This window comes from Methylobacterium sp. 77, from assembly GCF_000372825.1.
Classification (GTDB): domain Bacteria; phylum Pseudomonadota; class Alphaproteobacteria; order Rhizobiales; family Beijerinckiaceae; genus Methylobacterium.
The window spans coordinates 3,944,673-3,969,618 of the sequence record NZ_KB910516.1; the positions used below are offsets into that span (position 1 = coordinate 3,944,673).

The 24,946-nt window shown below is 71.0% G+C and carries 15 protein-coding genes; 5 read left to right on the top strand and 10 right to left on the bottom strand.

Annotation, left to right across the window (positions count from 1 at the left end; genetic code table 11):
* Window positions 1–116: 116 nt before the first annotated feature.
* Window positions 117–980 (top strand): trypsin-like serine protease, encoded by an 864-nt coding sequence (locus A3OK_RS0118795; RefSeq protein WP_019906443.1) that lies wholly within the window; start codon window positions 117–119, stop codon window positions 978–980.
* Between the two features lie 51 nt (window positions 981–1,031).
* Here A3OK_RS0118795 and A3OK_RS0118800 read toward each other — a convergent pair whose 3' ends face one another.
* Both A3OK_RS0118800 and A3OK_RS0118805 read right to left on the bottom strand, forming a co-directional pair.
* Window positions 1,032–2,339, bottom strand: a complete 1,308-nt coding sequence (locus tag A3OK_RS0118800) for a phage major capsid protein (protein ID WP_019906444.1) — start codon at window positions 2,337–2,339, stop codon at window positions 1,032–1,034.
* Window positions 2,336–2,869: an HK97 family phage prohead protease gene (locus A3OK_RS0118805; protein ID WP_019906445.1), complete on the bottom strand. Its 534-nt coding sequence runs from the start codon at window positions 2,867–2,869 to the stop codon at window positions 2,336–2,338. The genes A3OK_RS0118800 and A3OK_RS0118805 overlap by 4 nt, the downstream gene beginning before the upstream one ends.
* A 196-nt stretch (window positions 2,870–3,065) precedes the next feature.
* Here A3OK_RS0118805 and A3OK_RS0118810 point away from each other — a divergent pair, with 196 nt between their 5' ends.
* Entirely contained in the window at window positions 3,066–3,503 is a 438-nt protein-coding gene (locus A3OK_RS0118810; RefSeq protein ID WP_051093049.1) for a DUF4440 domain-containing protein, read from the top strand.
* A 36-nt stretch (window positions 3,504–3,539) separates the two neighbouring features.
* Here the strand turns inward: A3OK_RS0118810 and A3OK_RS0118815 are convergent, their stop codons facing one another.
* From A3OK_RS0118815 to A3OK_RS0118845, 8 genes are all read right to left on the bottom strand, one after another.
* Window positions 3,540–4,718, bottom strand: coding sequence for a phage portal protein (locus A3OK_RS0118815; RefSeq protein ID WP_019906447.1), 1,179 nt, complete (start codon window positions 4,716–4,718; stop codon window positions 3,540–3,542).
* A 67-nt stretch (window positions 4,719–4,785) separates the two neighbouring features.
* Window positions 4,786–6,063 carry a terminase family protein gene (locus A3OK_RS0118820; protein ID WP_051093050.1) on the bottom strand — a complete coding sequence of 426 codons (1,278 nt, stop codon included), beginning with the start codon at window positions 6,061–6,063 and terminating at the stop codon, window positions 4,786–4,788.
* The gene (locus A3OK_RS23065; protein WP_019906449.1) at window positions 5,996–6,733 is read right to left on the bottom strand and encodes a helix-turn-helix domain-containing protein; all 738 of its coding nucleotides are present in this window, start codon (window positions 6,731–6,733) and stop codon (window positions 5,996–5,998) included. Before A3OK_RS23065 ends, A3OK_RS0118820 begins: the two co-directional genes overlap by 68 nt.
* A 345-nt stretch (window positions 6,734–7,078) precedes the next feature.
* Complete coding sequence (locus A3OK_RS24185; RefSeq protein ID WP_155912071.1) at window positions 7,079–7,585, bottom strand: hypothetical protein; 507 nt, start codon at window positions 7,583–7,585, stop codon at window positions 7,079–7,081.
* Between the two features lie 264 nt (window positions 7,586–7,849).
* A complete protein-coding gene (locus tag A3OK_RS0118830; RefSeq protein ID WP_019906450.1) occupies window positions 7,850–8,050 on the bottom strand; it encodes a DUF3606 domain-containing protein in 201 nt (66 codons plus the stop codon).
* Window positions 8,047–8,259, bottom strand: a complete 213-nt coding sequence (locus A3OK_RS0118835) for a hypothetical protein (protein ID WP_019906451.1) — start codon at window positions 8,257–8,259, stop codon at window positions 8,047–8,049. Before A3OK_RS0118835 ends, A3OK_RS0118830 begins: the two co-directional genes overlap by 4 nt.
* A 53-nt stretch (window positions 8,260–8,312) precedes the next feature.
* Window positions 8,313–9,173: an ATP-binding cassette domain-containing protein gene (locus A3OK_RS0118840; RefSeq protein ID WP_019906452.1), complete on the bottom strand. Its 861-nt coding sequence runs from the start codon at window positions 9,171–9,173 to the stop codon at window positions 8,313–8,315.
* 54 nt (window positions 9,174–9,227) lie between these two features.
* Window positions 9,228–10,610: a lysine N(6)-hydroxylase/L-ornithine N(5)-oxygenase family protein gene (locus tag A3OK_RS0118845; protein WP_019906453.1), complete on the bottom strand. Its 1,383-nt coding sequence runs from the start codon at window positions 10,608–10,610 to the stop codon at window positions 9,228–9,230.
* A gap of 197 nt (window positions 10,611–10,807) precedes the next feature.
* On the opposite strand from A3OK_RS0118845, the gene A3OK_RS0118850 reads away from it, so the two are divergent.
* Genes A3OK_RS0118850 through A3OK_RS0118860 form a run of 3 tightly spaced genes read left to right on the top strand, consistent with a single transcriptional unit; the run spans window position 10,808 to window position 24,911 of the window.
* Entirely contained in the window at window positions 10,808–11,023 is a 216-nt protein-coding gene (locus tag A3OK_RS0118850; RefSeq protein WP_019906454.1) for an MbtH family NRPS accessory protein, read from the top strand.
* Window positions 11,024–11,063: 40 nt separating this feature from the next.
* The gene (locus A3OK_RS0118855) at window positions 11,064–20,798 is read left to right on the top strand and encodes a non-ribosomal peptide synthetase (protein ID WP_019906455.1); all 9,735 of its coding nucleotides are present in this window, start codon (window positions 11,064–11,066) and stop codon (window positions 20,796–20,798) included.
* Window positions 20,799–24,911 (top strand): non-ribosomal peptide synthetase, encoded by a 4,113-nt coding sequence (locus A3OK_RS0118860; RefSeq protein WP_019906456.1) that lies wholly within the window; start codon window positions 20,799–20,801, stop codon window positions 24,909–24,911. It abuts the gene before it with no gap.
* Window positions 24,912–24,946: the final 35 nt, after the last annotated feature.

Sequence of the window (24,946 nt, forward strand, 5' to 3'; positions counted from 1 at the left end):
CGACGCGACGGAACCCAGAGCTTGGCCGAGTGATTGCCTTACGCTAGGCTCGATTTCCACTTGTTGCCTCGATTTCATGTACGTCCGGGACTGAAGCCCGGCGCGGGAGAGACACGATGTTCGCGACCGCGCTCCGCAGGGCCGTCGTCACGGCGCTGGTCGGGCTGATTCCGGCTCCGGCGCTCGCCGTGATCAACGGCGAAGTCTCGCGCGATCCCAATGGCCTGCGCGCGTCCGTGGTGCGCATCGAGAGCACCCAGGGCGAAATCTGCTCCGGCACGCTCATCGCTCCCGATCTCGTCCTCACCGCCGCTCATTGCGTCATGCATCAGGCCGGCTACAGCGTGGTCGCCGTCGACCGCGCGTTCCGCCAGCGCCGCATCCTCGCCATCGCCGCGTCGATGCACCCCGATTTCGTGCCCGGCACCACACCCGAGGACCAGCCGGGGATCGACCTCGCCCTGATCAAGCTGTCCGAACCGCTGGGTGCCGACTTCCAGCCCCTCGACCCGCGCGGCGGCGGCGCCATCAGCACCGGCGAGACGGTGGACATCGCCGGTTTCGGCGTGGTGGCCGAGAACCGCCGCAACACCGCCCGCACCCTGCGCCAGGCGCATCTCGTCTCCATCGGCTCGCTCCAGGTCGCCAACACGGTCACCGTGGTGACCGACCGCCGCAAACTCGCCGAGACGGCGGGAGCCGGCGCCTGCCTCGGCGATTCCGGCGGGCCGATCCTGCGCGGAGGCCCGGGCGGCTATCAGATCGTCGGCGTGGTCAGCTGGTCGAGCGGCGCCATGCGCCAGGACAAGCGCGCCCGCACCGCCTGCGGCGGCTTCACGGCGGTGACGCCCACCGGCGAGCATGCGAGTTGGATTACATCGCGTGCCGCCGAGATGGCCCAACTCCAGTCGGGCGACGCCACCGGCGGCTTCCGCCGCTCCAACCGCTCCGACTGGATGGCGCGGCCGGCACGGCGGTAGCGTCAGGCAGGAAGGCCGCCCCCGGACTCTCCAGGCCGGGGACGACGGTCTTCAGGCGAACTTCAGCAGCTTGATCGCGTCGAAATCCTGCACGCCGCCGCCGACGCGCTTGGTGGTGTAGAACAGCACGTAGGGCTTGGCGGAATAGGGATCGCGCAGGACGCGGAGTCCGGCACGGTCCACGATCAGGTATCCGCGCTTGAAATCGCCGAAGGCGATCGACAGGCTGTTCGCTGCCGCGTCGGGCATCGCCTCGGCTTCCGCCACGGGGAAGCCGAGCAGGGTCGCGACGCGGTCGGCCGAGAGCGGCGGCTGCCACAGGTAGTTGCCGTCGGCATCCTTCATCTTGCGGATCGTGCTCTGGACCTTGCGGTTCATGACGAAGCTGGCGTTCTGGCGGTAGCCGGCGCGCAAAGCATAGACGAGGTCGAACAGCACGTCGGACGGGCTGGCGGCGGGGAAGGCTCCGGCCGTGCCGGTGGCGACGAAGCCGAGCTTGCCGGGGACCCAGGCCGCGTTCGCCACAGTGTCGACGGTGAGGAAGCCGCGCGGTCGGCTGACGCCGTTGCCGGTGACGAAGGCGACGCTCTCCTGTTCGGCGAAGGCGGTCTCGACCTCGTCGGCGAGCCAGGCGTCGATATCGACGATGGCGTCGTCGAGGAGCGTCTGGGTCGCCGCCGGCATTGCGTAGAGTTCCATGGCCGGGAAGCTCAGCTCCGTCAGGGTCGGTGCGTCGGTCTGGGGCCGCGCCGCGGTCTCGGCGACCCAGCCGGAGACGGCATCGCTCGCCGAGACCGCGCGCTTGTAGAGCCCGCCGGAGATGGTCCGCACTGTGGCGAGCGCCCGGATCGGCGAGAGGTTGGCGAGGCGCCGCAGCACGTCCCGTTCAATCGTCTGCGGCACGAGATAGCCGCCATCGGGACCGGAGCCGGCCGAGAGCGCCTTCTCCTCCAGCCGCTTGAGGCCGCCGCTCTCGCCCGCCCGGACATAGAGGTCGAAGGCGGCCTTGTGCTCGACGGAGACGGGATCCGGACGGCTGGGACGGTCACCGCCCAGGGGCGGACGGCGACCGTCGAGGGTCAGGCGGTCGAGGCGGGTCCGCGCCGTGTCGAGGGCCGCATCGATACGCGCGAGCTTCTCCTCGGTGAGGACGTCGCCCGAGCGGCGGCCTTCGAGCTCGGCGAGCCGCCCGTCATTGGTCTCCTTGAAGGCCTCGAAGGCGCGCGAGAGCTCGCCCATGACCGCGCCGACCTCGGCGTCGGAGGCGGCGCGCGCCGCCTTGTTCTCAAGGGGGAAGTTCGGATCGGCCTTCGTCTCCGGGGCTGCGGTCGCGGTGTTCGGCGAAACGTGGACGGTCATGCGAACCTCGTGTGCTGGGTGAAGGAGGGAAGAGCGGCCACCGGCCGGGTGGAGGGCGATCCGCGCGGGGCGAGCCGGCGCGCCAGGGCGCGCAGCTCGATGGCGAGGGGCGTCGCCGTCCCGTCCGGCACGGCGGCACGGGCGCCGGGCAGGAGCGGAAAGGTGACGAGGGAAATCTCCCAGAGATCGACCGCCATGAGGCGGCGCAGGCCGCCGCGCTGCGGACTCGATCGCAGGGTGCGAAAGCCGATGGAGAGCCCGTCGAGGCCGCCCTCGCGCATCAGCGCGTCGACCTCGCGTCCGCGCTGGACGGCGAGGTTGATGAGCCCCTCGACGCGCAGGCCGCGCGCATCCTCCCGCAGGGAGAGCCAGCGCCCGATCGGCTCGGCCGGATCGTGCTGGAACAGCATCCGCACGCCGGCCGCTCCGCGCTGCCCGAGGCTCGTCGCGAAGGCGCCCGCCGACACGATGTCGTTGCCGAGATCGGGCACGCCGAACAGGCTGGCATAGCCGGTGAAATGGCCGTCCATGGAAGTCTCCGGGGTGGTGGGCTGGTCGCTGCGAAAGATGCGGATCTCGGCAAGGCAGGGCAGCGAATAATCGTCGCAGTCGAAAGTCGGTACCGGCAGTTACCGTGGCTTGGCGGTCAATAAATTGCTTCCGTATTCAAATAACCGTGGCACACTTGCTCGTCGATTGTCTGTGAATCGCGAATCGGAGTTCATCATGAGAGTGAATCGCAAGCTGTGCGGCGTATCCGTCCTGCTGTGCCTGATCGCGCCCATCGTCGCATTCGCGGCCGATCCCACCGCCGAAGCCCAGGGCGCGGCGACGCGGTGGGACCAGACCTACAATGCGGGTGACATGGACGGCCTCAAGGGCCTCTACGTCGCCGATGCCATGGTGGTCCCGAAGGGCGCGGCCGTGTCCGGCGCCGACGGCATCGGCACGTTCTTCGCGGGTTTGAAAGCCAAGGGCTTCGACGACCACAAGACCAAGGTCCAGACGGCGCAGATGAAGGGCGACCTGCTCGTCGTCACCGGGCGCTGGGCCATGTCCGGCCCCGGCGAGGGCGGTGCGAAGAAGGCGTTCGAGGGCAACTGGGTCAACGTGTTCGAGCGGAAGGGCAACGAGTGGCGCACGGTGCTCCACACTTGGAACTGACCGAAGATCCGGAACTGACCGAAGATCCGGAGCCGATCAGGAATCCGGGAGGGACATTCGCGTCGACCCATAACCCACGGCCTCGCGCTTCTCCTCCTCGGTGAGGAAATCGGCTGCCTGGACCCGGCGCCAGAGTGATTCCCGCTCCGGCGCCAGGGCCTCGATCGCGTCGAGATCGGGCTCCAGCCGGGCGGGGCCGAAGGCGGGTTCCAGCCATTGGGCGAGGCTCTCGGCGGTGCGGCGCGCCAGCGGGATCACGGTCTGGCGATAGAAGGCGCGGTTGGCCTCGGCGTAATTGGCATGGGTGTTGTCGCCGGAGAGGCCCAGCAGCAGCGGCGGCACGCCGAAGGCGAGGGCGATCTCGCGGGCGGCGGCGGCCTTCGCCTCGACGAAATCCATGTCCTTCGGCGAGAGCGAGAGCGGCTTCCAGTCGAGGCCGCCCTCCAGCAGCAGCGGCCGGCCGGCATTGGCCGCGCCCTGATAATTGGCCTCCAGCTCGCCTTTCAGGCGGGTGAACTGCGCGTCGCTCAAGCTGGCGCCGTTGGAGGTGGCATAGACCAGCGCGCCGGAGGGTCTGGCGGCATTGTCGAGGAGCGCCTTGTTCCAGGCCCCGGCGGCGTTGTGGATGTCGAGGGCGACCGCCGCCGCCTCCATCGGCGAGAGCCCGTAATGGTCGTCGGCCGGGTGGAACAGGGTGAGGTGCAGGATCGGCGGCACGCCCTCGCGGAGCTGGTCGTGGCGCAGGGTCCGGCCGCCGACCGCGTAATCATAGGCGATCGGCCATCCGTCCGGGCCTTCCACCACTCGCATCCGGTCCGGGCGCAGGGCGTGGAGTTCGCGCGGGGCGCCGTCGAGGCTCACCGCCTCCAGATAGGCGTTCCCGGAGACCATCAGATGGCCGTAGAGCGTTTCAAGGAGGCGCGCTCCGCCCTCGCGGGCATTCGGCCGGGCGAGGAGCGCGGTGAGCGGATGCGGCTCCGGCCGGTCCGTCAGCACCAGCGGCAGGGAGGCCGCGGCCTCCGCCACCAGCCGCACTGCGCGGTGAACGATGGCGTTGCGCTGGAAGCCCTCCCGCGCCAGCGCCCCGTAATCCCGCGCGGTCCAGACCGCCCGACCCTCGCCATAGAAGGCGATGCCGAGCCCCGAGACGGGGGCCGCCTTGGTCTCGGGCACGGGAAAGGCGGCCCGCGCGAGGCGGGTGAAGAGGTTCGGCATGGGAATGTCCTCGACGGGGAACAACCCTCCCCCGCAAAGGGGGGGAGGGACGCGCGGCAGACGCCGCTCACATCCGCCTGATCCGCGGCTCGGCCCGTGTGGCCAGCATCAGGTGGGTCAGGGCCCAGACGAGGGCGTCGAGGCGGTCGGGCGAGGCGCCGCTGGAGAGGCCGTTCGGCCCGAAATCGCAGAGCTCGTCTTCCAGGGCCGGCAGGCTGCCGACATGGTGGACGCGGCCCTGCACATAGAGGACCGAGACCGGCTCGGCCCGCAGGTACTTGCCGCGCGTCGCCCGCACCGGGATCACCGGCACCGACGCGTCCAACTCGGCGATGACGGCGATCGCCATCTCGCCGCCCTGGTTGACCTCGACCACGAGGCTGTCCGCCTCCAGGCGATGGTAGAGCGCCAGCGCCGCGCCGGCCCAGGCCTGCGGGCTCGCCCGGCTCAATGTGGCGTCGGCGAGGACGTAGGCGTTCCCGTTGGAGGCGAGCCCCACGGCGACGATCCCGCAGGCGTCGGCGCCGGCCTTCGAGGAGGCGGGCGGGTCCACCGCCACGACGATCCGCCCGAGCTCCGGCGCCCGGTCGATCCGCGACGCCTCGATCGCTTCCCGCGTCCAGAGCGCATCGGGGCGGTCCTCGATCAGCTCGCCGTCGAGTTCCTGGCGTCCGAGCCGCGTGCCGGAATAGCGTCCCACCACCGCGTCGAGGAAGGACGGCGCGAGGTTGACCGCGTTGTCGGCGGTGCGCGACCGGCTCACCACGGTGAGCGGGTCGGCGAGGATGCGGCGGATCAGCGGGATCGGCCGGGGCGTCGTGGTGACGAGGTTGCGCGGCCGGGCGCCGAGGCGCAGGCCGAACTGGATCATGTCGTAGGCGGCGTCCGGCCGACGCCATTTGGCGATCTCGTCGGACCAGGCGGCGCCGAATTGCGGCCCGCGCAGGCTGTCGGGCTCCTCTGCCGAGAAGGCCAGGGCCACGGCGCCGTTGGCCCATTCCAGCCGCCGCCGCGAGGGCGCCCAGTGCGGCCGTGCTCCCGACAGCGACAGCAACCCGGACGGCCCCTCGATCATCACGTCGCGGACATCGGCATAGGTCTCGCCGACGAGGGCGATACGGCCCACCGCCTCGGCGCAGAAGGCGGGGTCGCCGGTGGCCAGCGCCCGCACCCATTCGGCCCCGGTGCGGGTCTTGCCCGAGCCGCGCCCGCCGATCACCGCCCAGGTCGTCCAATCCTCCCGCGCGGGACAGGGGGGCAGCTGGTCGTCGCGGGCGTTATGGAGCCAGTCCGAGGCCAGCGCCCGGATCAGGTGCGGCGGCAGGCTCGCCAGGAATCCCGGCATCCGGCCGCTCGCCGAGGCCTGCCGCATAGCGCGCCGCGATTGCCGCGCGCAGGGCCGGCAGGTCGGCGGCCGCGCCATCGTCGTCGTGCCCGGCCGGGCTGCGGGACGTCGCATGGATCCGCTCCCGTTCATCGCTGAAGAGGTCGTCGAGCAGCCGTTTCAGACCGCCGAGGTCGCGCAGCACCCTCGCGGAATCGAGGGCCGGCGGCGGGTCGGCCGACAGGGCCTCGTCGAACCGCGCGATCTGGCGCCCGATATGGTCGCGCAGGGCGTGGTCCAGCTCCACCGTCGACATCGCGGCCGATCCCGGCGCGTCGTCCGGCGGCGACGGCACGCCCGGACGGACTCGCCGCTTCGGCGGAAAGCCGCAGGTGCGGAACAGGCTCGCAGCGCCGTGGACGGTGCCGCCGAGCGCCACCGCAAGGGTGGCGGCCTCGACCTCCGGTATCGCATGGATCCGTTCGACCGCGAGCCGCCTCGCAGGCGCCCAGGTCCCGGGATCGAGCCGGCGCTTCGCGACGCTCGCCGTCTCGCGCCAGCCGTAGCGGCGGTTCCAGTCGCTGATCCGCCTCGAGGGGACCCCGGTTCGGCGCGCGATCTCGATCGCGCTCATCCCGGTCTGCCGCATCAGCTCCGCGACGGCCCGGTGTTCCTCGGAGGGAAGGTCCATGTCCCCGTCCCCTCTCGTCACACTTCTTGAGCGTGCCTTATCGATACCCGAGGAGCGTCACGGTGTCAATCATAAATTCCTATTTTACGAATTGTATCTTATTTCGATCTGGAGGGCGGCAATGGTTGCGATGATGTTCGCGGATGGCGGCCGCATCTTTGGTCCTCGGCTGACCAGATATCGCCGGCCCGCTCTACGGCAGGGGCGCGTGAACACCAGACCTTGGCTGCCCAGCCCGGAGCGGACGTTCCGCATGCGACCCGACCCGGTCGCTTGGTTCGCCATAGGCGCTTCCAACAAGCGGTCATTCGTCGGCCGTCCGGCAATTTCGGCTCGGGGTGGGTATCAGTCCTTCGGTTCAGCGTGCGAGACAAGTGCCGGACCGATATTTGTCACGCTAGGTTCCGCATCACAAACGACCTCAAGGCAGTGCGCTTCTGTTGCGATGAAATAACTTGAACGCTGTTCAGAACCTCCTGCCATGAAAACAAGGAAACTCTCATCCGACCATTTGTGCCCCCGCGCTCTGAAAGTTGTTTTAGCTGAACGAGGATCAGAATTCGAAGCTTCCCATAATTCCAAAAGGCCGTTCTCATCCAGCATGCGGAATGCAATTACGCCCTGGAATGCAAATCGTATTACGGCTTTCTTGTCTGTTGAAACGAAATCTGCTTCTAAGCTGTGGTCGTGGTTTGGGTTCGTGGACGGCAAAGAGTAGCTGATATTGTCTTTTGCAAAGATAACTAGCGGGGTCCCGACATCAAAACTCAATCTTCCAAGCCATAAGTCGTCGCTCTCGACATCCGTAGGCCACGGAGAGAATACAATGCCAGTTGGGGTTTGATCCGGCATGGGGGGAACGGATTGGTCGCGCGTCGTGCACAATATCTAGCCATCATTGCTGAAGGTCTGCAAAGGATCGTGAGTGGCCCCGCAGCTATATCCACTTCGATGCATCTGCCGTCCAGAACCGGACGGGCAGGAAACCACCCGTCCCAGTCGGAGGACTTTAGCCTGGACCGGGCCCTTCCGACCTTCCGCAACGGATCGCGGACAGACACCCGTCCACGCACCAGCCCGCATCCGATGGCCGCCCCCAGGGCAGCCCATCCCATCTCAAACGATCCCGCTGCCCTCGAACGGCCAGGACTTGCCCAGCCGTTCCGCCACCTTGGCGGGATCGTGGCCGACTTCCGCCACCGCGGCTTCGACCTCTTCGCTCGGGGTCTGGAAGTAGCGCGCCCAATAGGCCTTGTCCCTGGGCTCCGTCAGCGTCACCGTCACGAGCGCCTCGGGCGTGGAATCCTGCGCGCTCATCTCCGGCCCTCCTCGGCTTCGGTGCCGGGGCGGTCGCCCGGCTCCTCCGGAACTTCCCGAACCGCGCCGGTCACGCCGTCCTTGGGGCCGGTGGCGGCGCCGTTGCGCTCCGGCTCGCCGGACGTCCCGTCCTGTCGCCGGTCGTCGGAGGACGCGGCCGGGTTCTCGTTCGTCCCGGCCGGTTCGGGCGTTCTCGTCGTCTCGGACATGCGTGGCTCCCTGCTGGTCCGGGCCAACGCATGAGACGCGGGGCGGGTTCGGGTCAGTCGAGGTAGCTCAGGGCCATGCCGGTCCGGGGGTGGGGGAAGACCCCCATGCGCACGCCGTAGATCGCCTCCAGCCCCGCCGGCGTCACGATCTCGGCGGGCGTGCCGCGCGCGATCAGGCGTCCGCCATGTAGGGCGATGAGGTCGTCGCAGGTCCGCGCCGCCATGTTCACGTCGTGCAGGACGACGATGACGGTGAGGCCGCGCTCCTGCGAGAGCTGGCGGACGAGGGAGAGCACCTCGATCTGGTGGGCGACATCGAGGGCGGCGATGGGCTCGTCGAGGAGGAGGCAGCGGGCCTTCTGCGCCACCAGCATGGCGAGCCAGACGCGCTGGCGCTCGCCGCCGGAGAGGCTGTCGACCATGCGCTCGGCGAAGGGCGTCACCGTGGTGAGTCGCATCGCCTCGGCGACGGCGTCGCGGTCGGCCGAGCCCATCCGGCCGAGCGCGCCGTGCCAGGGATAGCGGCCCAGGGCGACGAGTTCCCGGACCAGCATGCCCGGCGCCTGCGGCGTCGTCTGCGGCAGGTAGGCGACCTCGCGGGCGAAGGCCCGGTCGCCGAGATGCCCGATCGGCGCGCCCCGGAACAGGATGCGTCCGGCGCTCGGGGCCTGCTGGCGGCCGAGCAGCTTGATCAGGGTCGATTTGCCCGATCCGTTATGGCCGATGAGGCCGATGACCCGTCCGGCTGGGATGGTCAGGCTCAGCGGCTGCAGCAGCACGCGTCCGGGCACAGAGAACGCGACGCGATCGAGGCTGTAGACCGCCTCGTCCGAGCCGGCATCCCGTGCTGGTCCCGCATCGGCTCGGCTCCGGGATTCGGCTCGGCTCCGGGATTCGGCTCGACTCAAGGACATCGTTCGCCCGTTCGACGTTGCACCATTCGCCATGCCGCTCGAGCGAGGGCCGCGTCAGGCCCGCGCACTGGCCCTCTGCCGGTCGGCGAGGAGCGATTGCGCGATCTCATGCCCTCGCATGACCAGGATCGACAAGAGGGTATCGCTCAGGCCGTGGGTCGGCTCGCTGAATCCCTGGAGGTAGATGGCGGCCTCGAAGCCGGGGCGGGTGGCGAGGCGGTAATCGCGCCCGATGGTGCCGTCGGTGAGGTGCGGGGTGAGTGCCGGCATGATGGTCTCGAGGCGGTCGCGGCGATAGCCCGTGGCCAGGATCACGGCGTCGTAGGGCTCCCGCGCGGTGAGGCCGGTGGCGGCATCCAGGGTTTCGAGGACGACCGCGCCGGCTTCCTCCACGGCCCCGACGACGGTGGTCCTCGGCCTCAGGGCATGGCGATGCGCGCCGCAGACCTTCTGCTGGTAGAGGAGGTCGAAGATCCGCGTCAGCAGGTCGGTGTCGATCACCGAGTAGTTGGTGCCGCGGAACTCGTCGATGATGGCCCGGCGATGGGTCTCGGGCTGGCCGTAGACGAAGTCGGTGAAGTCCGGGTTGAAGATCTCGTTGACGAACGGGCTGTCGTCGGCGGGCTTCAGCGCCTGGCCGCGGAAGATCATCGAGACGTCCGCATTCGGGATGCGGCTCTGGAGGTCGAGGAAGAGCTCGGCCGCGGTCTGCCCGGCGCCGATGACGGCGATGCGCGGCCGGCGCGCGGAATCGGTTGGCAACGGAACGCCGTCGATCCGCGACAGGTAGCGCGAGGAATGGAAGATCCGGGCGCTCCCCTGCAGCTTGTCGAAGACCGGCAGGATGCGCGGCTCGCCGCCCGTCGCGAGGATGACGGCGCGGGTCCGCCTCCTCTGCTCGCGGCCATCGGCCGTGCGCGAATGGACGAGGAGGTGGCGGATGGCGTCGCCGCGTCCCTCCGGCTCCACGGCCAGCACCGTGTCGCCGTAGTCGCAGCGATCGGCGAAATGCCCGGCGACCCAGCGCAGATAGGCGTTGAACTCGATCCGGCTGGGGAAGAACGACTTGCGGTTGATGTAGTCGATCAGCCTTCCATGGACGTGGAGGTAGTTGACGAAGGTGTAGGGGCTCGTCGGGTCGCGCAGGGTGACGAGGTCCTTCAGGAAGGAGATCTGCATGCCGCTATCGGGCAGCAGCATCCCGCCATGCCAGACGAACTCGCCTTGGCGCTCGAGGAAGCGCACGCGCGGCTGGTGCCCCCTGCGCCGTCCAGCTTCGTCGAGGGCGATGGCGAGCGACAGGTTCGACGGCCCGAAGCCGACGCCGAGCGCATCGTAGACCGGGGCGTCGTCCTCGTCCCCGCGCATCGGGGCCTCGTCCCGGAACAGTCCGCGCGAGGGGAAGGAGGTCTCCGAGGGGTCGTAGGATTCCGTCATCACCGAACCTCCATTCCTGTGCCGGGCCGAGTCGCGCCGGGCAAACGCGCGTTCCGCCGGCAGCCGTCAGGCAAAGGGACGTTCGGGCGGGGGACGGATTTAGGAGCCGCCGCGAAAAACTGTGCGCCACCGCTAAATTTCGGCGCGCCGCCACCGTCTTGAGCTTCGACACCGGCCCATTCGCGGAGCACGACGCCATGGCTATCGACGACAGCGAAGCGACGTTCCTCGTCGTGATCAACGGCGAGGAGCAATACTCGGTCTGGCCCGCCCACCGCCCGGTTCCGGCCGGGTGGAGCGCCATCGGCTTCTCCGGTCCCCGTGCCGCCTGCCTCGCCCATATCGAGACGGTCTGGACCGACATGCGGCCCCTGAGCCTGCGCCGCGCCCTCGACGGCGAAGCCCGCGCCTGACCATCGCGCCCCCGTTTCGATGACATCCCCAGGACATCCGATGACCGACGGTCTTCCGCGCGCGCCGCTGGCGGTTCCGCCCGCATCCGACCTCGTCAGCCACCTGCGCTGGCTCGCGGAGACGCACGGCACCGTCCCGGCCCTCCAGTTCCTGGACGACCCGTCCCTGGGCGAGGTCACCGTCACCTATGCGGACCTCCACGCGCGGGCGCGGGCCATCGCCGCGCGGCTGCGGCGGTCGGCGAGCCCCGGCGACCGGGTCTGCCTGCTGCTCGATACCGGGCTCGACTACGTCGCGGGGTTCTTCGGCTGCCTCTATGCCGGGCTAATCGCCGTCCCGGTCTTCCCGCCCGAGCCGCGCCGGGCGCAGCACCAGGCGCGTATCGCCGCCATCATCGGGGATGCCGAGCCGGCCATCGTCCTCGTCCATCGCGGCGACGCGGATTCCGTCCAGGCGATGCTCGCCGCATCGGCCCGTCCCGGCGCGGTCGTGCCGGTGGAGGATATCGGCTCAGAGGATTTCGGCTGGATCGAGACCGCGCCGTCCCCGGAGACGGTGGCCTTCCTGCAATACACGTCGGGCTCGACGGCGGCACCGAAGGGCGTGATCGTCAGTCACGCCAACCTCGTGGCCAACGAGCTCCTGATCCGGAACGGGTTCGGGTTTCGCCCCGACGACGTCATGGTGAGCTGGCTGCCGCTCTATCACGACATGGGTCTGATCGGCGGCATGCTGCAGCCGATCTACACGGGCATCCTGGGCGTCCTGATGTCGCCCAAGCACTTCCTCGGCCGCCCGGCGCGCTGGCTGGAAGCCATCCACCGCTATCGTGGGACGGTGAGCGGCGGTCCCGATTTCGCGTTCCGCCTGTGTCAGGACAGGGTCGATGCCGAGACCGTCGCGCGGCTCGACCTGTCGAGCTGGCAGATCGCCTTCTCGGGCTCCGAGATGGTCCGCGCCTCGACCATGGCGGATTTCGCCGCGCATGTCGCTCCCGCCGGTTTCGACATCCGCGCGCTGAGGCCGTCCTACGGCCTGGCGGAGGCGACGTTGTTCCTCACCGCCGGCGAGCGGGGCGAGGGCATGCGCTCCCTCGACCTCGATCCCGCCATCCTCGCCGAAGGCCGTGCCGCGGCGGCGGCGGCGGGCACGCGACTGGTGGATTGCGGCTTCGCGCAGCCGGATCATCCCCTTCACATCGCCGGTCCGGACGGGGCCAGCCTGCCGGAGGGCCAAATCGGCGAGGTGGTGGTGTCCGGCCCCAGCCTCGCCCAGGGCTATTGGCGCAACCCGGAGGCGACGGCGGCCGCCTTCGTCGAGCGGCACGGAGTCCGGAGCCTAAGGACCGGAGACCTCGGCTTCCTGCTCCGAGGCCGTCTCTTCCTCGTTGGCCGCGAGAAGGACCTCATCATCCTGCGCGGCCAGAACGTCTACCCGCAGGACGTGGAGCGGGTCGTCGAACGGAATGTCGACATCCTGCGCCAGGGGCGCATCGCCGCCTTCTCCATCGACCGTGACGGAAGCGAGGGCATCGGCGTCGCGGTGGAGATCTCTCGGACCGTCCAGAAGCTCGCCGCGCCCGAGGCGCTCGCCGCCCTGGTATCCGAGGCCGTCGCCGACGCCTTCCTCGAGACCGCTCGCGTCGTCGTTCTCCTCAATCCCGGCGGCCTGCCGCGTACCTCGAGCGGGAAGATCCAGCGCGGTGCCGCGCGGCGCGGCTGGGAGGCCGGCACCCTCGACGCCTATGCGGTGGTGGAGGATGGCCGCCGCGTCGATGCCGAGGCGGCACCGACGCTCGCCCGAACCTCTCCCATGAGCGCGCTCGACGGGCGCGTCGCAGCGATCTGGTCCGCCCTTCTCGACCGCCGGGATCTGACCCGCGACAGCCATTTCTTCGCGCTGGGCGGCAATTCGATCGGGGCCATTCGCATGCTCACGGAGCTTCGCACCTCCCTCGGCGTCGCGATCCCGCCGCAGACCCTGTTCGCTCATCCAAGGCTCGGAGCCTTCGCCGACGCGGTGGGCGCCGAGATCGCGGCCGGCACCAAAGCCATCTTCATCCCGCCGGCCTCACGCGAGGCGGCCTTGCCCCTGTCGCCGGCGCAGGAGCGCCTCTGGTTCGAGGCCGAGTTCGGCGACGACGAGTGTCACCACATCGCCGGTGGGATTCACCTGCGCGGATCCCTCGACCGGAGCGCCCTTAAGCGCAGCCTCGATGCCCTGGTCGCACGGCACGACGCCTTCCGCACGCATCTGCAACGCCAACCCGATGGCCGCGCCGAGCAGAAAATAGAAGCCGGCTACATATTACCCTTAGCCGACATCGACCTGACGGGCGTCCCCGCGGATTCCCGCGACGGGCGGTTCACCGACCTCTGCCGAGAGGAGGCCGAGCGGCCCCTTACGCGCGCCGGCGGAGCCCTCGCGCGCTTCGCCCTGGTCCGGCTCGAGGAGGTCCATCACGTCCTCCTCGTCACCCTGCACCACATCGTCTCAGATGGCTGGTCCATGGCGGTGATCCTGCGCGAATGGCCGGCTCTGTACCGGGCGGAGACCGAGGGCCGGCCGGCCGATCTGGCCCCGCTCACGATCCAGCCCGCCGATCTCGCCGCCTGGCAGGCGAGCGCCACACGCGCCGAGGCGATGCAGGCCGATCTCGCCTGGTGGCGCGAACGCCTCGGCGATGCCGAACCCGACCTGTCCCTCACCGACCGGCGCAGAACTGCAGGAATCCCCGATCGCGTTCACCGGCATGGATTCCCGATCGGCGAGGACACGAGCCGCCGGGTCGCGGCCCTCGCGGGCGAGACCGGCACGTCGCCCTTCGCGATCCTGCTCAGCGCCTTCGCCCTGTTCCTCCACCGCTACGGCGACAGCCGGGCCCTGCGCATCGCGATGCCGGTGGCGGGTCGCCACCTGCCGGGCGTCGAGCATCTCGTCGGCGTGTTCGTGAATACGCTGGTTCTGCCCCTGACCATCGATCCGGCCTTGCCCGGCTGCGATGTCGTGAGCCGGACATGGACGGCGCTCACCGACGCGCTGGCGCATCAGGACCTGCCCTTCGAGCGACTGGTGGAGGCGCTTCAGCCGGAGCGCATTCCGGGCCGGGCGCCGCTCGCCCGCGTGATGATCAGTCAGCAGCCGGCGGCGCTCGGCGCGTTCGGCGAGGCCGCCGGCCTGACGCTGGAGGCGTTCGGCCGCGATACCGGCACCCCGGCCTACGACCTCGTGCTGGAAGTGGCGGAGACGGGCGGGAGCCTGTCGGCCACCTTCGCTTATTCCGAGGCCCTGTTCGACAAGGCCGCCATCGCCGGGTTCGAGCGGGGTTACCTCGCCCTTCTCGACGGCCTCACCGGCATTCCGGCCGATCGCGTCGACACGCTTCCCCTTGTGAGCGCGTCGGCGCTGGCGGCTTTGTCGGCGCCGTATCCGGACGGGATGCCGCTGTCGGATGCGCTTGTGCCGGAGCTGATCGGCGAGGCGGCTTTCGCCGATCCCGACGCCCCGGCGGTGATCTGCGGTCCCCGCACCACCTCGTTCGGCGAACTCGACCGGGCCGCCAACCGCCTCGCCCATCGCCTGATCCGCGCTAGCGTCGGCCCCGAGACCGTGGTCGCGGTCGCCCTGTCGCGCGGCCCCGACCAGATCGCCGCCTTCCTCGCCATCCTCCGGGCCGGCGGCGCCTTCCTGCCCCTCGACCCCGCCCAGCCGCGGCCTCGCCTCGCCGCCCTGCTGCGCGATGCCGGGGCCCGCCTGCTCCTCACCCAGGGCACGGCCCTCGACGGTTTGGCGAACGAGGCCGGGCTGGGCGATCTCACCAGTCTCGACCTCGATACCCTCGACCTGTCGTCCGAGCCCGCGAGCGCCCCGTCCCGCATCCCCCATCCGGACCAGCTCGCCTACGTCATCTACACCTCGGGCTCGACCGGCGCCCCGAAGGGCGTCGCCGTGGCGCACGGCCCCCTTGCCCGGCACGTGCGCGCCACCGGCGCCGTCTACGGCACCAGCCGCCACACCCGCGAGCTCCACGTCCTGTCGATGAGCTTCGACGGGGCGCAGGAGCGCTGGATGGTGCCGCTGGCCTTCGGCGGCTGCGTCGTGCTCAAGCCGGACGGGCTGTGGACCCCGCGCGAGGCCCTCGACGCGATGGAGCGTCACGGCGTCACCCATGCGGGCTTCCCCACCGCCTACATGCACCAGCTCGCCCTCGAGGCGGCAACCGGCCCGCGCCCGACGCGGCGCTCCTACGCTTTCGGCGGCGAGGCTTTGTCGCGCGAGAGCTTCGCGCTGATCGGCCGTGCGCTCGATCCGACGCTGCTGATCAACGGCTACGGCCCGACCGAGACGGTGATCTCGCCGCTGGTCTGGCGGGCGCAGGCCGGGGCCGCGGTGGAGGGGGCCTATGCCCCGATCGGCCGGGCGGTGGGCGAGCGCCGGGCCTACATCCTCGACGCGGCGCTGCAGCCGGTGCCGGTGGGGGTCACCGGGGAACTGCATCTGGGCGGCGACGGTCTGGCGCGCGGCTATCTCGGCCAGCCGGGCCAGAGTGCGGACCGGTTCATCCCCGATCCGTTCCCTGAGCTGTCGGGCCGGCCCGGCGGGCGTCTGTATCGGACCGGGGACCTGGCGCGCTGGCGGGCGGACGGCACGGTGGAATATCTCGGCCGGGCCGACGCGCAGGTGAAGCTGCGCGGGTTCCGGATCGAACTCGGCGAGGTCGAGGCGGCGCTGCTGGCGCAGGAGACGGTGGCGGGGGCGGCGGCGAGCCTGCGCCGGGGACCGGCCGGGCCGATGCTGGTGGCTTATGCGGTGGCGGCGCCCGGGGCGGCGCTCGACCCGTCCGCGATCCGGGCGGATCTGGCCCGTCGGCTGCCGGATTACATGGTGCCGAGCCGGATCGTGGCGCTGGACCGTCTTCCGCTAACGCCCAACGGCAAGCTCGACCGCGCCGCCCTGCCGGAGCCCGAGCCGCCGGCGGAGACGGGAGGCGGGGCGCTGCGCCCGCTCGATCCCACCGAGACCATCGTCGCCGCGATCTGGGCCGAAGCCCTCGGCCTCCCCGCCATCCCGCCGGATCGAAACTTCTTCGAGGCCGGCGGCGACTCGATCCTCAGCCTCCAGATCGTCGCCCGTCTGCGCGAGGCCGGCTTTGCCGCGACGCCGCGCCAGATCTTCGAGCATCAGACCGTCGCGGCGCTCGCTCGCGCCATCGCGCCGCTCGATGCTACGGCGACGACGGTTGCCGTGCCGGAAGGCCCCGCTCCGCTCACTCCGATCCAGCACTGGTTCTTCGAACAAGCGATGCCGCGCCGGGACCATTGGAACCAGTCCCTCGAACTCGATGCGCGCGGCACCCTCGACGCCACTCGCCTCGGCGCGGCGCTGACGGCGCTCGTCGCCCATCACGAAGCGCTGCGCTACGCGTTCGGCCGGGATGCGAACGGGGCCTGGATTCAGGAGCCGGTCTCGCCCGACCGCCTCCCCGAGCCGCTCTCGACGGTCGCGGTGGAGAGCGACGACGAGGCGCGGGCCTGCTTCCTCGTCGCCGAGCGCAGCCTCGATCTCACCGACGGGCGTGTCTTCGCGGCGGTTCTCGCGACCCTGCCCGGCGGGCGCCAGCGCCTGCTTCTCACCGCCCACCATCTGGTGGTGGATGCCGTCTCGTGGCGCATCCTCGTCTCCGATCTCGACCGGCTCTATCGCGGCGACGCAGCGGGGCTCGCGCCCGCGACGCCGTTCCGGGCCTGGGCCCATCGCCTGCGGGATCACGCGGATGAGATCGGCGGCCAGGGCGAGGCCTGGGCGGCGGCCCTCTCCGGCCCGGTCGCCCGGCTCCCCGTCGACCATCCCGACGCAGCGCGCGATCAGCGTCACGCCCGGGCGACCAATCTGACCCTCGACGCCTCGGCCGTGGCCGGCCTCGATCGCCTGCGCAAAGCCTATCGGATGCGGCTCGACGAGGTGATTCTGTCCGGCCTCGCCCGCGCCGTGGCCGCATGGGCGGGGCAGGGGAGACTGGGCGTGACGCTGGAGCGTCATGGCCGCGACGGTGAGGCCGCGAGCCTCCCCCTCGACCGGACCATCGGCTGGTTCACCACCCTGGTTCCCGTCCATCTCACGCTCTCGGGCGATCTCCCGCGCGATCTGAAGTCGACGAAGGAAGCGGTGCGCGGCGTTCCCGGAGACGGGGCGGGCTTCTCCGTCCTGCGCAGCCTCGGCACACCATCCGAGCAGGCGCGCCTCTCCGCCCTGTCCTGGCCGGACCTCACCTTCAACCATCTCGGCGATGTCGGCGACATCGATGCCGGCGCCCTGTTCAGCCTCGATGCCGAGGCGATGCGGCTGTCGGCGGATCCCGCCGCTCCCTTGGGGTCCGAACTCGTCGTCGACAGCTTCCTGCGGAACGGCGCGCTCACCCTGCGGCTCGGCTATGGCGGCGCGCGCTTCGAGGCCTCCGCCATCGATCGCCTCGCGGACGCCCTGAGACGCGAACTCGGCGGCCTCGCCGCGCACGGCCTTGACCCTTCAGCCGGGGGCGCGACGCCCTCGGACTTCCCCCTCGCCGCACTGACCCAGGATAGTATCGACGGCCTCGACCTGCGGAACGCGGAGGACGTCTACCCGCTGACCCCGACCCAGGGCGGCATCCTGTTCCATGCGCTCGCCGCGCCTGAGTCCGGCCTCTACGTCAACCAGCTCGGCGTCACCCTTCGCGGCCTCGATCCCGAGCGTTTCGCGGCGGCCTGGCGGGCGGCCGTCGCGCGCCACCCGATCCTGCGCACGAGCGTCCTCTGGACCGGCGACCTCGACGCTCCGCTCCAGTGCGTCCACGCCTCGGCGGACCTGCCGGTGACGTGCCTCGACCTGTCGGACGCGGTCGACGCGGATCTCGACACGATCGCGCAGGCCGAGCGAGCCAGGGGCTTCGACCTCTCCCGCCCGCCGCTGATGCGCCTGCTCATCGTCGCGCTCGGCCAGGACCGGCACCAGCTGATCTGGACCTGTCACCATCTCCTCCTCGACGGATGGAGCAATGCCCGCCTGATCTCCGAGGTGCTGCGCCACTATGCCGGCGAGACGATCGCGCCGCCGTCCCGGTTGTTCCGCGACCATCTCATCCGGCTGTCGCGGGTCGACCGCGGAGCCGACGAGCGGTTCTGGCGCGAGGCCCTGGCACCGCTCGACGAGCCGAGCCTGATCGCTCCGGCCTTGTCCGGCGCGGCGGGAGCGAGCGGGCACATCGCCATCGACACGGCGCTCGGCGAGACCCGCGCGGACCGTCTCCAGGCTTTCGCCCGACGCGAGACGGTGACGCTGAACACGGTGTTCGAGGCGGCATGGGCGCTGACCCTGGGCCGGTTCACCGGGCGCTCGACCGTGGCGTTCGGAATCACCGGATCGGGCCGGCCGCCGGAAGACGGCGGGATGCACGAGGTGCTCGGCCTGTTCATCAACACGGTGCCGCGCTGCGTCACCCTCGCCCGGCACCTATCGGTCTCGGATTGGCTGCGCCGGCTGCAAGGCGAGGCGGCCGCCTTGCGCGACAACGATCTCGCCGCCCTCGCCGAGATCCAGGCCTGGGCCGGGCGGAGCGGGCAGCCGCTCTTCGACAGCCTCCTCGTCGTCGAGAATTATCCCCTCGACGCCGTCGTCCGGGACCGCAGCCTCGGCGGGCTGGAATTCGGCCCGGTGTCGACGCTGGAGGCCACCGACGTCCCCTTGACCCTGTCGCTGCTCCTCGACGGCAGCCCGCGCCTCACCTGGAGCGTCGATCGGGCCCGGATCGCCGCCGACGAGGTTCATCGCCTCGCCGCACATCTGCTGCATGTCCTCGACGCGCTGATGGACGCGCCCGGCGAGCCCCTGGACGCGCTCACGCTGGTGATGCCGGAGGAGTTCGCCCGGGCACGAAACCGAGCCGCCGCGCTCCGACCCTCACCCGTCGCGCCGGCGATCCACATCAGGATTGCCGAGCAGGCGAGGCGTCGCCCCGACGCGGTCGCCGTCACCTGCGAGGGTGGGACGGCGACCTATGCCGAGATCGAGGCGCGGGCCGCGCAGGTCGCCCGACGTCTCGTCCGTGACGGCGTGCGGCCGGGCGATCTCGTCGGTCTCTGCGCCGAGCGCTCGATCTCCCTCGTCGTCGGGATCCTGGCGATCCTGAAGAGTGGAGCCGGCTACGTTCCGCTCGATCCGAGCTATCCGGTCGATCGCCTGGGCTTCATGCTCGCCGATTCCGGTGCCCGGCACGTGCTCGCCATGGCGGGTCTCGCCGCCGGCCTGCCGGAGGGCGGCCCCGAGCCGATCCTGCTCGACGGCGGAGGAGTGACGGAGGACGGGGACACGCCCCTGCCTCCCGCCCCTCACCCGGAGCAGCCGGCCTATGTGATCTACACGTCGGGCTCCACCGGCCAGCCGAAGGGCGTCGTCGTCACCCACGCCAACGCGGCGCGGCTCCTGACCACCACCCAGGCCGATTTCGGCTTTGCCCAGGACGATGTCTGGACCCTGTTTCACGCCTACGGGTTCGACTTCTCGGTCTGGGAGATCTTCGGCGCGCTCTGCCACGGCGGACGCCTCGTCGTGGTGCCGCGCGACGTGGCGAGAGCGGCGGATGCGTTCCTCGACCTTCTCGTCCGCGAGGGCGTCACGGTGCTGAACCAGACGCCGTCCGCCTTCCGGCCATTGATGCAGGCCGCTCTCGCCCGGCCCAGGGGCCTCGCCTTGCGCCACGTCGTGTTCGGCGGGGAAGCCCTCGATGTCGCTGGGCTAAAACCGTGGTTCGCGCATTTCGGCGATGCCGCCCCGCGCCTCGTGAACATGTACGGCATCACCGAGACGACGGTTCACGTGACCTACCGGCCCCTCGTCGCCGTCGATGCAGCGGGGGCCGATAGTCCCATCGGCGAGGCGCTGCCCGACCTCACCCTGCACCTGCTCGACGCGTCCCTCGATCCGGTCCCCGATGGGGTGGCGGGCGAGCTTCATGTCGGCGGCGCCGGTCTGGCGCAGGGCTATCTCGGACGGCCCTCCCTGACCGCCGAGCGCTTCGTGCCGGACCCGTTCGGGCCGCCGGGCGGACGCCTCTACCGCAGCGGCGATCTCGCCGTGCGACGGCCGGACGGGACGCTGGCCTATCTCGGGCGCGCCGACGGGCAGGTGAAGCTGCGCGGGTTCCGCATCGAGACCGGCGAGATCGCCGCCGCCCTGCGGGCGCAGGCCGGGATCGTCGATGCCGCGATCGTGCTGCGCGGGACGGCCGGCGACACCCAGCTGGTCGCCTATGTCACCGGGGAGGGCGTACCGGACGCGACCCTGCGCGACGCTCTCCTTCGCCGGCTACCGAGCCACATGGTGCCGGCTCATATCGTCGCCGTCCCGTCCCTGCCTCTGACGCCGAACGGCAAGCTCGACCTGCGCGCACTGCCCGCACCGCTGGCGCCGTCGCAGGGTTCGGCCGCCCCGGAGGGCGCGACCGAGACCGCCCTGGCTTCCATCTGGTGCGAGGTGCTGGAGGTCGACGCGGTCGGACGTGACGACGACTTCTTCGGCCTCGGCGGCCATTCCCTCACCGCCGCGCAGCTCGCCATGCGCGTGAAGCAGCGTCTCGGCGTCACCGTGCCGATCCGCGCCCTGTTCGAAGCGCCGACGCTCCGCGCCTACGCCCTCGCCGTGACGGCAGCCGAAGGGGCGGGAGACAGGGCGGGCGATGGCCGGGACGAGGCCGACGACCTGTCCGACATGGACGCCCTCCTCGCCGATCTGGAGGCCTGAGTGACAGCCCGAGTTCCCGATCAAGCTGCCGATCTCAGCCGCCGCTTCGGCCGGCTTCCCGCCGACAAGCGCCGGCTCTTCCTCGAAGCCCTGGCCTCGCGCGGCATCGATTTCTCGCGCCTGCCGATCGTGGCCGGCGACGAGGATCACGGCGCCGAGACGGTCGCACCCCTGTCCTACGCGCAAGAGCGTCTGTGGCTCATCGGGCGGATGGGGGGCGATGCGGCCCTGCTCCATATCGCGGGCGGGCTCGACCTCGTCGGGCCGCTCGACGGCGATGCCCTGGTGCGGGCCTTCGACGCCCTGGTGCAGCGGCATCCGGCCCTGCGGACGGGGTTCAGGACGGGCGAGAACGACCGCGTGGAGGCCGTCACGGAAAGCCTCGTCGTGGGACATCTGCGGCAGGTCTCGTTCGACGACGCGGCTTCGCGTGAGGAACGCCTCGCCGCGCTGTCCCGCGAGGAGGCGCGGCGGCCCTTCGATCTGGCTCGTCCGCCACTGCTCCGGGCCGTGCTGGTCCGAATGGAGGCCGAGCGCCACGTTCTCCTCCTGACCCTGCACCACCTCGTCGCCGACGGCCGCTCGGTGGAGATCCTGCTCGCCGATCTGATGCGGGTCTATGCGGAGGGCGAGGCCGCCGGCCTGCCGCCGCTCCCCATCGCCTATGCCGATTACGCCCGCTGGCAGCGCGATTGGCTGGAAGCGGGCGAGCTCGACCGCCAGCTCGGTTGGTGGCGCGAACGCCTCGGGGCGACGGAGACCGTGATCCCGTTGCCGGCGGACCGGCCGCGCCCGGCGGTGCAGAGCTTCCGTGGAGCGGCCGTCGATATCGCGTTCGATGCCGATGTCGCGGCCCGGCTCGAAGCCCTGGCACGGCAGGCCGGCGCCACCACCGCCATGGTCCTCTTCGCCATCCTGGCCCTGGTGCTCCGGCGCTATACCGGCGAGGCCGACCTGCGCATCGGCATCCCCGTCGCCAACCGCAACCGTCCCGAGACGGAGGGGCTGGTCGGCCTGTTCGTGAACACGCTGGCGATCCGGGTGCTGGTCGATCCGGGCGCGACCGTCCTCGATCACGTGCGCGCCGTGCGCGACGCCATGGTGGATGCGCAGGGGCATCAGGATCTGCCCTTCGAGCGGCTGGTGGAGGCGCTCCAGACCCGGCGGACCGTGAGCCACACCCCCGTCGTCCAGGTGATGCACAGTCACCGCGTCGAGGGGCCGGCCCGGTTCGAGGTCGGCGGCCTCGTCGTCTCGCCCTTCGGACGGGGAACCGGCAACGTCCAGTTCGATCTCGTGCTGGAGACGGTGACGGCGGCCGGCGGGGCGTTGCGCGGCTCCTTCGGCTACGCGAGCGATCTGTTCCAGCGGGAGACCATGGAGCGGATGCGCGACGGCTTCCTCACCCTGCTGCGCGGGGCGGTGGAGGATGCGAGTCGCCGCGTCGACACGCTTCCCCTTGTGAGCGCGTCGGCGCTGGCGGCTTTGTCGGCGCCGTATGCGGACGGGATGCCGCTGTCGGATGCGCTGGTGCCGGGTCTGATCGGCGCGGCGGCTCTCGCCGATCCCGACGCCCCGGCGGTGATCTGCGGTCCCCGCACCACTTCGTTCGGCGAACTCGACCGGGCCGCCAACCGCCTCGCCCATCGCCTGATCCGCGACGGCATTGGCCCCGAGACCGTGGTCGCCGTCGCCCTGCCACGCGGACCCGACCAGATCGCCGCCTTCCTCGCCATCCTCCGGGCCGGCGGCGCCTTCCTGCCCCTCGACCCCGCCCAGCCGCGGCCGCGCCTCGCCGCCCTGCTGCGCGATGCCGGGGCCCGCCTGCTGCTCACCCAGGGCACGGCCCTCGACGGTTTGGCGGACGAGGCCGGACGGGGCGATCTCGCGAGACTCGACCTCGATACCCTCGACCTGTCGTCCGAGCCCGCGAGCGCCCCGGCCCGCATCCCCCATCCGGACCAGCTCGCCTACGTCATCTACACTTCGGGCTCGACCGGAGCCCCGAAGGGCGTCGCCGTGGCACACGGCCCCCTGGCGCGGCACGTGCGCGCCACCGGCGCTGTCTACGGCACCAGCCACCACACCCGCGAGCTCCACGTCCTGTCGATGAGCTTCGACGGGGCGCAGGAGCGCTGGATGGTGCCGCTGGCCTTCGGCGGCTGCGTCGTGCTCAAGCCGGACGGGCTGTGGACCCCGCGCGAGGCGCTGGACGCGATGGAGCGTCACGGCGTCACCCATGCGGGCTTCCCCACCGCCTACATGCACCAGCTCGCCCTCGAGGCGGCAACCGGCCCGCGCCCGACGCGGCGCTCCTACGCTTTCGGCGGCGAGGCTTTGTCGCGCGAGAGCTTCGCGCTGATCGGCCGTGCCCTCGATCCGACGCTGCTGATCAACGGCTACGGCCCGACCGAGACGGTGATCTCGCCGCTGGTCTGGCGGGCGCAGGCCGGGGCCGCGGTGGAGGGGGCCTATGCCCCGATCGGCCGGGCGGTGGGCGAGCGCCGGGCCTACATCCTCGACGCGGCGCTGCAGCCGGTGCCGGTGGGGGTCACCGGGGAACTGCATCTCGGCGGCGACGGTCTGGCGCGCGGCTATCTCGGCCAGCCGGGCCAGAGCGCGGACCGGTTCATCCCCGATCCGTTCCCGGAGTTGTCGGGCCGGCCCGGCGGGCGGCTCTACCGGACCGGGGATCTGGCGCGCTGGCGGGCGGACGGCACGGTGGACTATCTCGGCCGGGCCGACGCGCAGGTGAAGCTGCGCGGGTTCCGGATCGAACTCGGCGAGGTCGAGGCGGCGCTGCTGGCGCAGGAGACCGTCGCGGGGGCGGCGGCGAGCCTGCGCCGGGGTCCGGCCGGGCCGATGCTGGTGGCCTATGCGGTGGCGGCGCCCGGGGCGGCGCTCGACCCGTCCGCGATCCGTGCGGATCTGGCCCGTCGGCTGCCGGATTACATGGTGCCGAGCCGGATCGTGGCGCTGGCGCGCCTGCCGCTGACGCCCAACGGCAAGCTCGACCGCGCCGCCCTGCCGGAGCCCGAGCCGCTGGCGGAGGCGACGGGCGGGGCGCTGCGCCCGCTCGATCCCACCGAGACCATCGTCGCCGCGATCTGGGCCGAGGCCCTCGGCCTCCCCGCCATCCCGCCCGATCGAAACTTCTTTGAGGCCGGGGCGAACTCGCTCACCGCCCTGCGCGTGCTCACCGCCCTCGGCGCGGCCTTCCCGGACCGCAGCCCGACCATCGCCGACATCTTCAACAACCAGAGCGTCGAGACCCTGGCGGCGGCGCTCATCGCCGACGCGGTCGGCACCGCGCAGGTGGTGCGCCTGCGCGCGACCGGCGAGCGGCCGATGCTGTATTGCTTCCCCGGCCTGATGGTGAACACGCGCGAATACGCGCCGCTGGTGCGCCGCCTCGGGCCGGACCAGCCGGTCACCGGCTTCGTCTGCTATTCGCTCACCGATGCGCGCAAGAGCGTGGTCTCGGTGGAGGACATCGCCGCCCGCTACGCGGAGATCATCGAGAAGGAGAGCGCCGGGCGACCCTGCGCGATGCTCGGCTGGTCCTGGGGCGGGGTGCTCGCCTACGAGGCGGCCCGGATGCTGGACTCCCGCATCGACCTCACCTTCGTCGGCATGCTCGACGTCTGCGACATCGACGTGAGCTTCGCCGTCGGCGCCCTGCCGGTGCTGATTCCGGAGCGTCGCCGCCGCCTTCAGGACGGCGTCGCGGCCTGGCTCGAACGCTCGCCGATGCGGGCCGATTGGGAGGATCTGTTCCGGCGCATGGACCCGGAACTGACCGAGCAGTTCCTCGCCTATGTGGCGGCGGCCCCCGATCCGCTGCCCCTCGACGGGCCGGGTGTCGGCAGCAAGGAATACGAACTCTGGACCTTCGTCGACAACACGCTGCTCTATCGCCGCTACAAGGCCCGGGGCTTCGATTGCCCGATCCGCGTCTGGCTCGCCGGCCGGTCGGTGGAGCGCGGCCTCAACCACGTCGATTGGGGTCGCTACTCGCGCCGGGTCGAGCAGGTCACCGTGATCCCCGGCGTGACCCATCGCGAGATCGTGGATTCCCCCGCATTCCACGACAGTTTCGCGGCCTCGCTATGAGTCGATCGGGCCCATCGCTGCCTCACGCCGCTCCC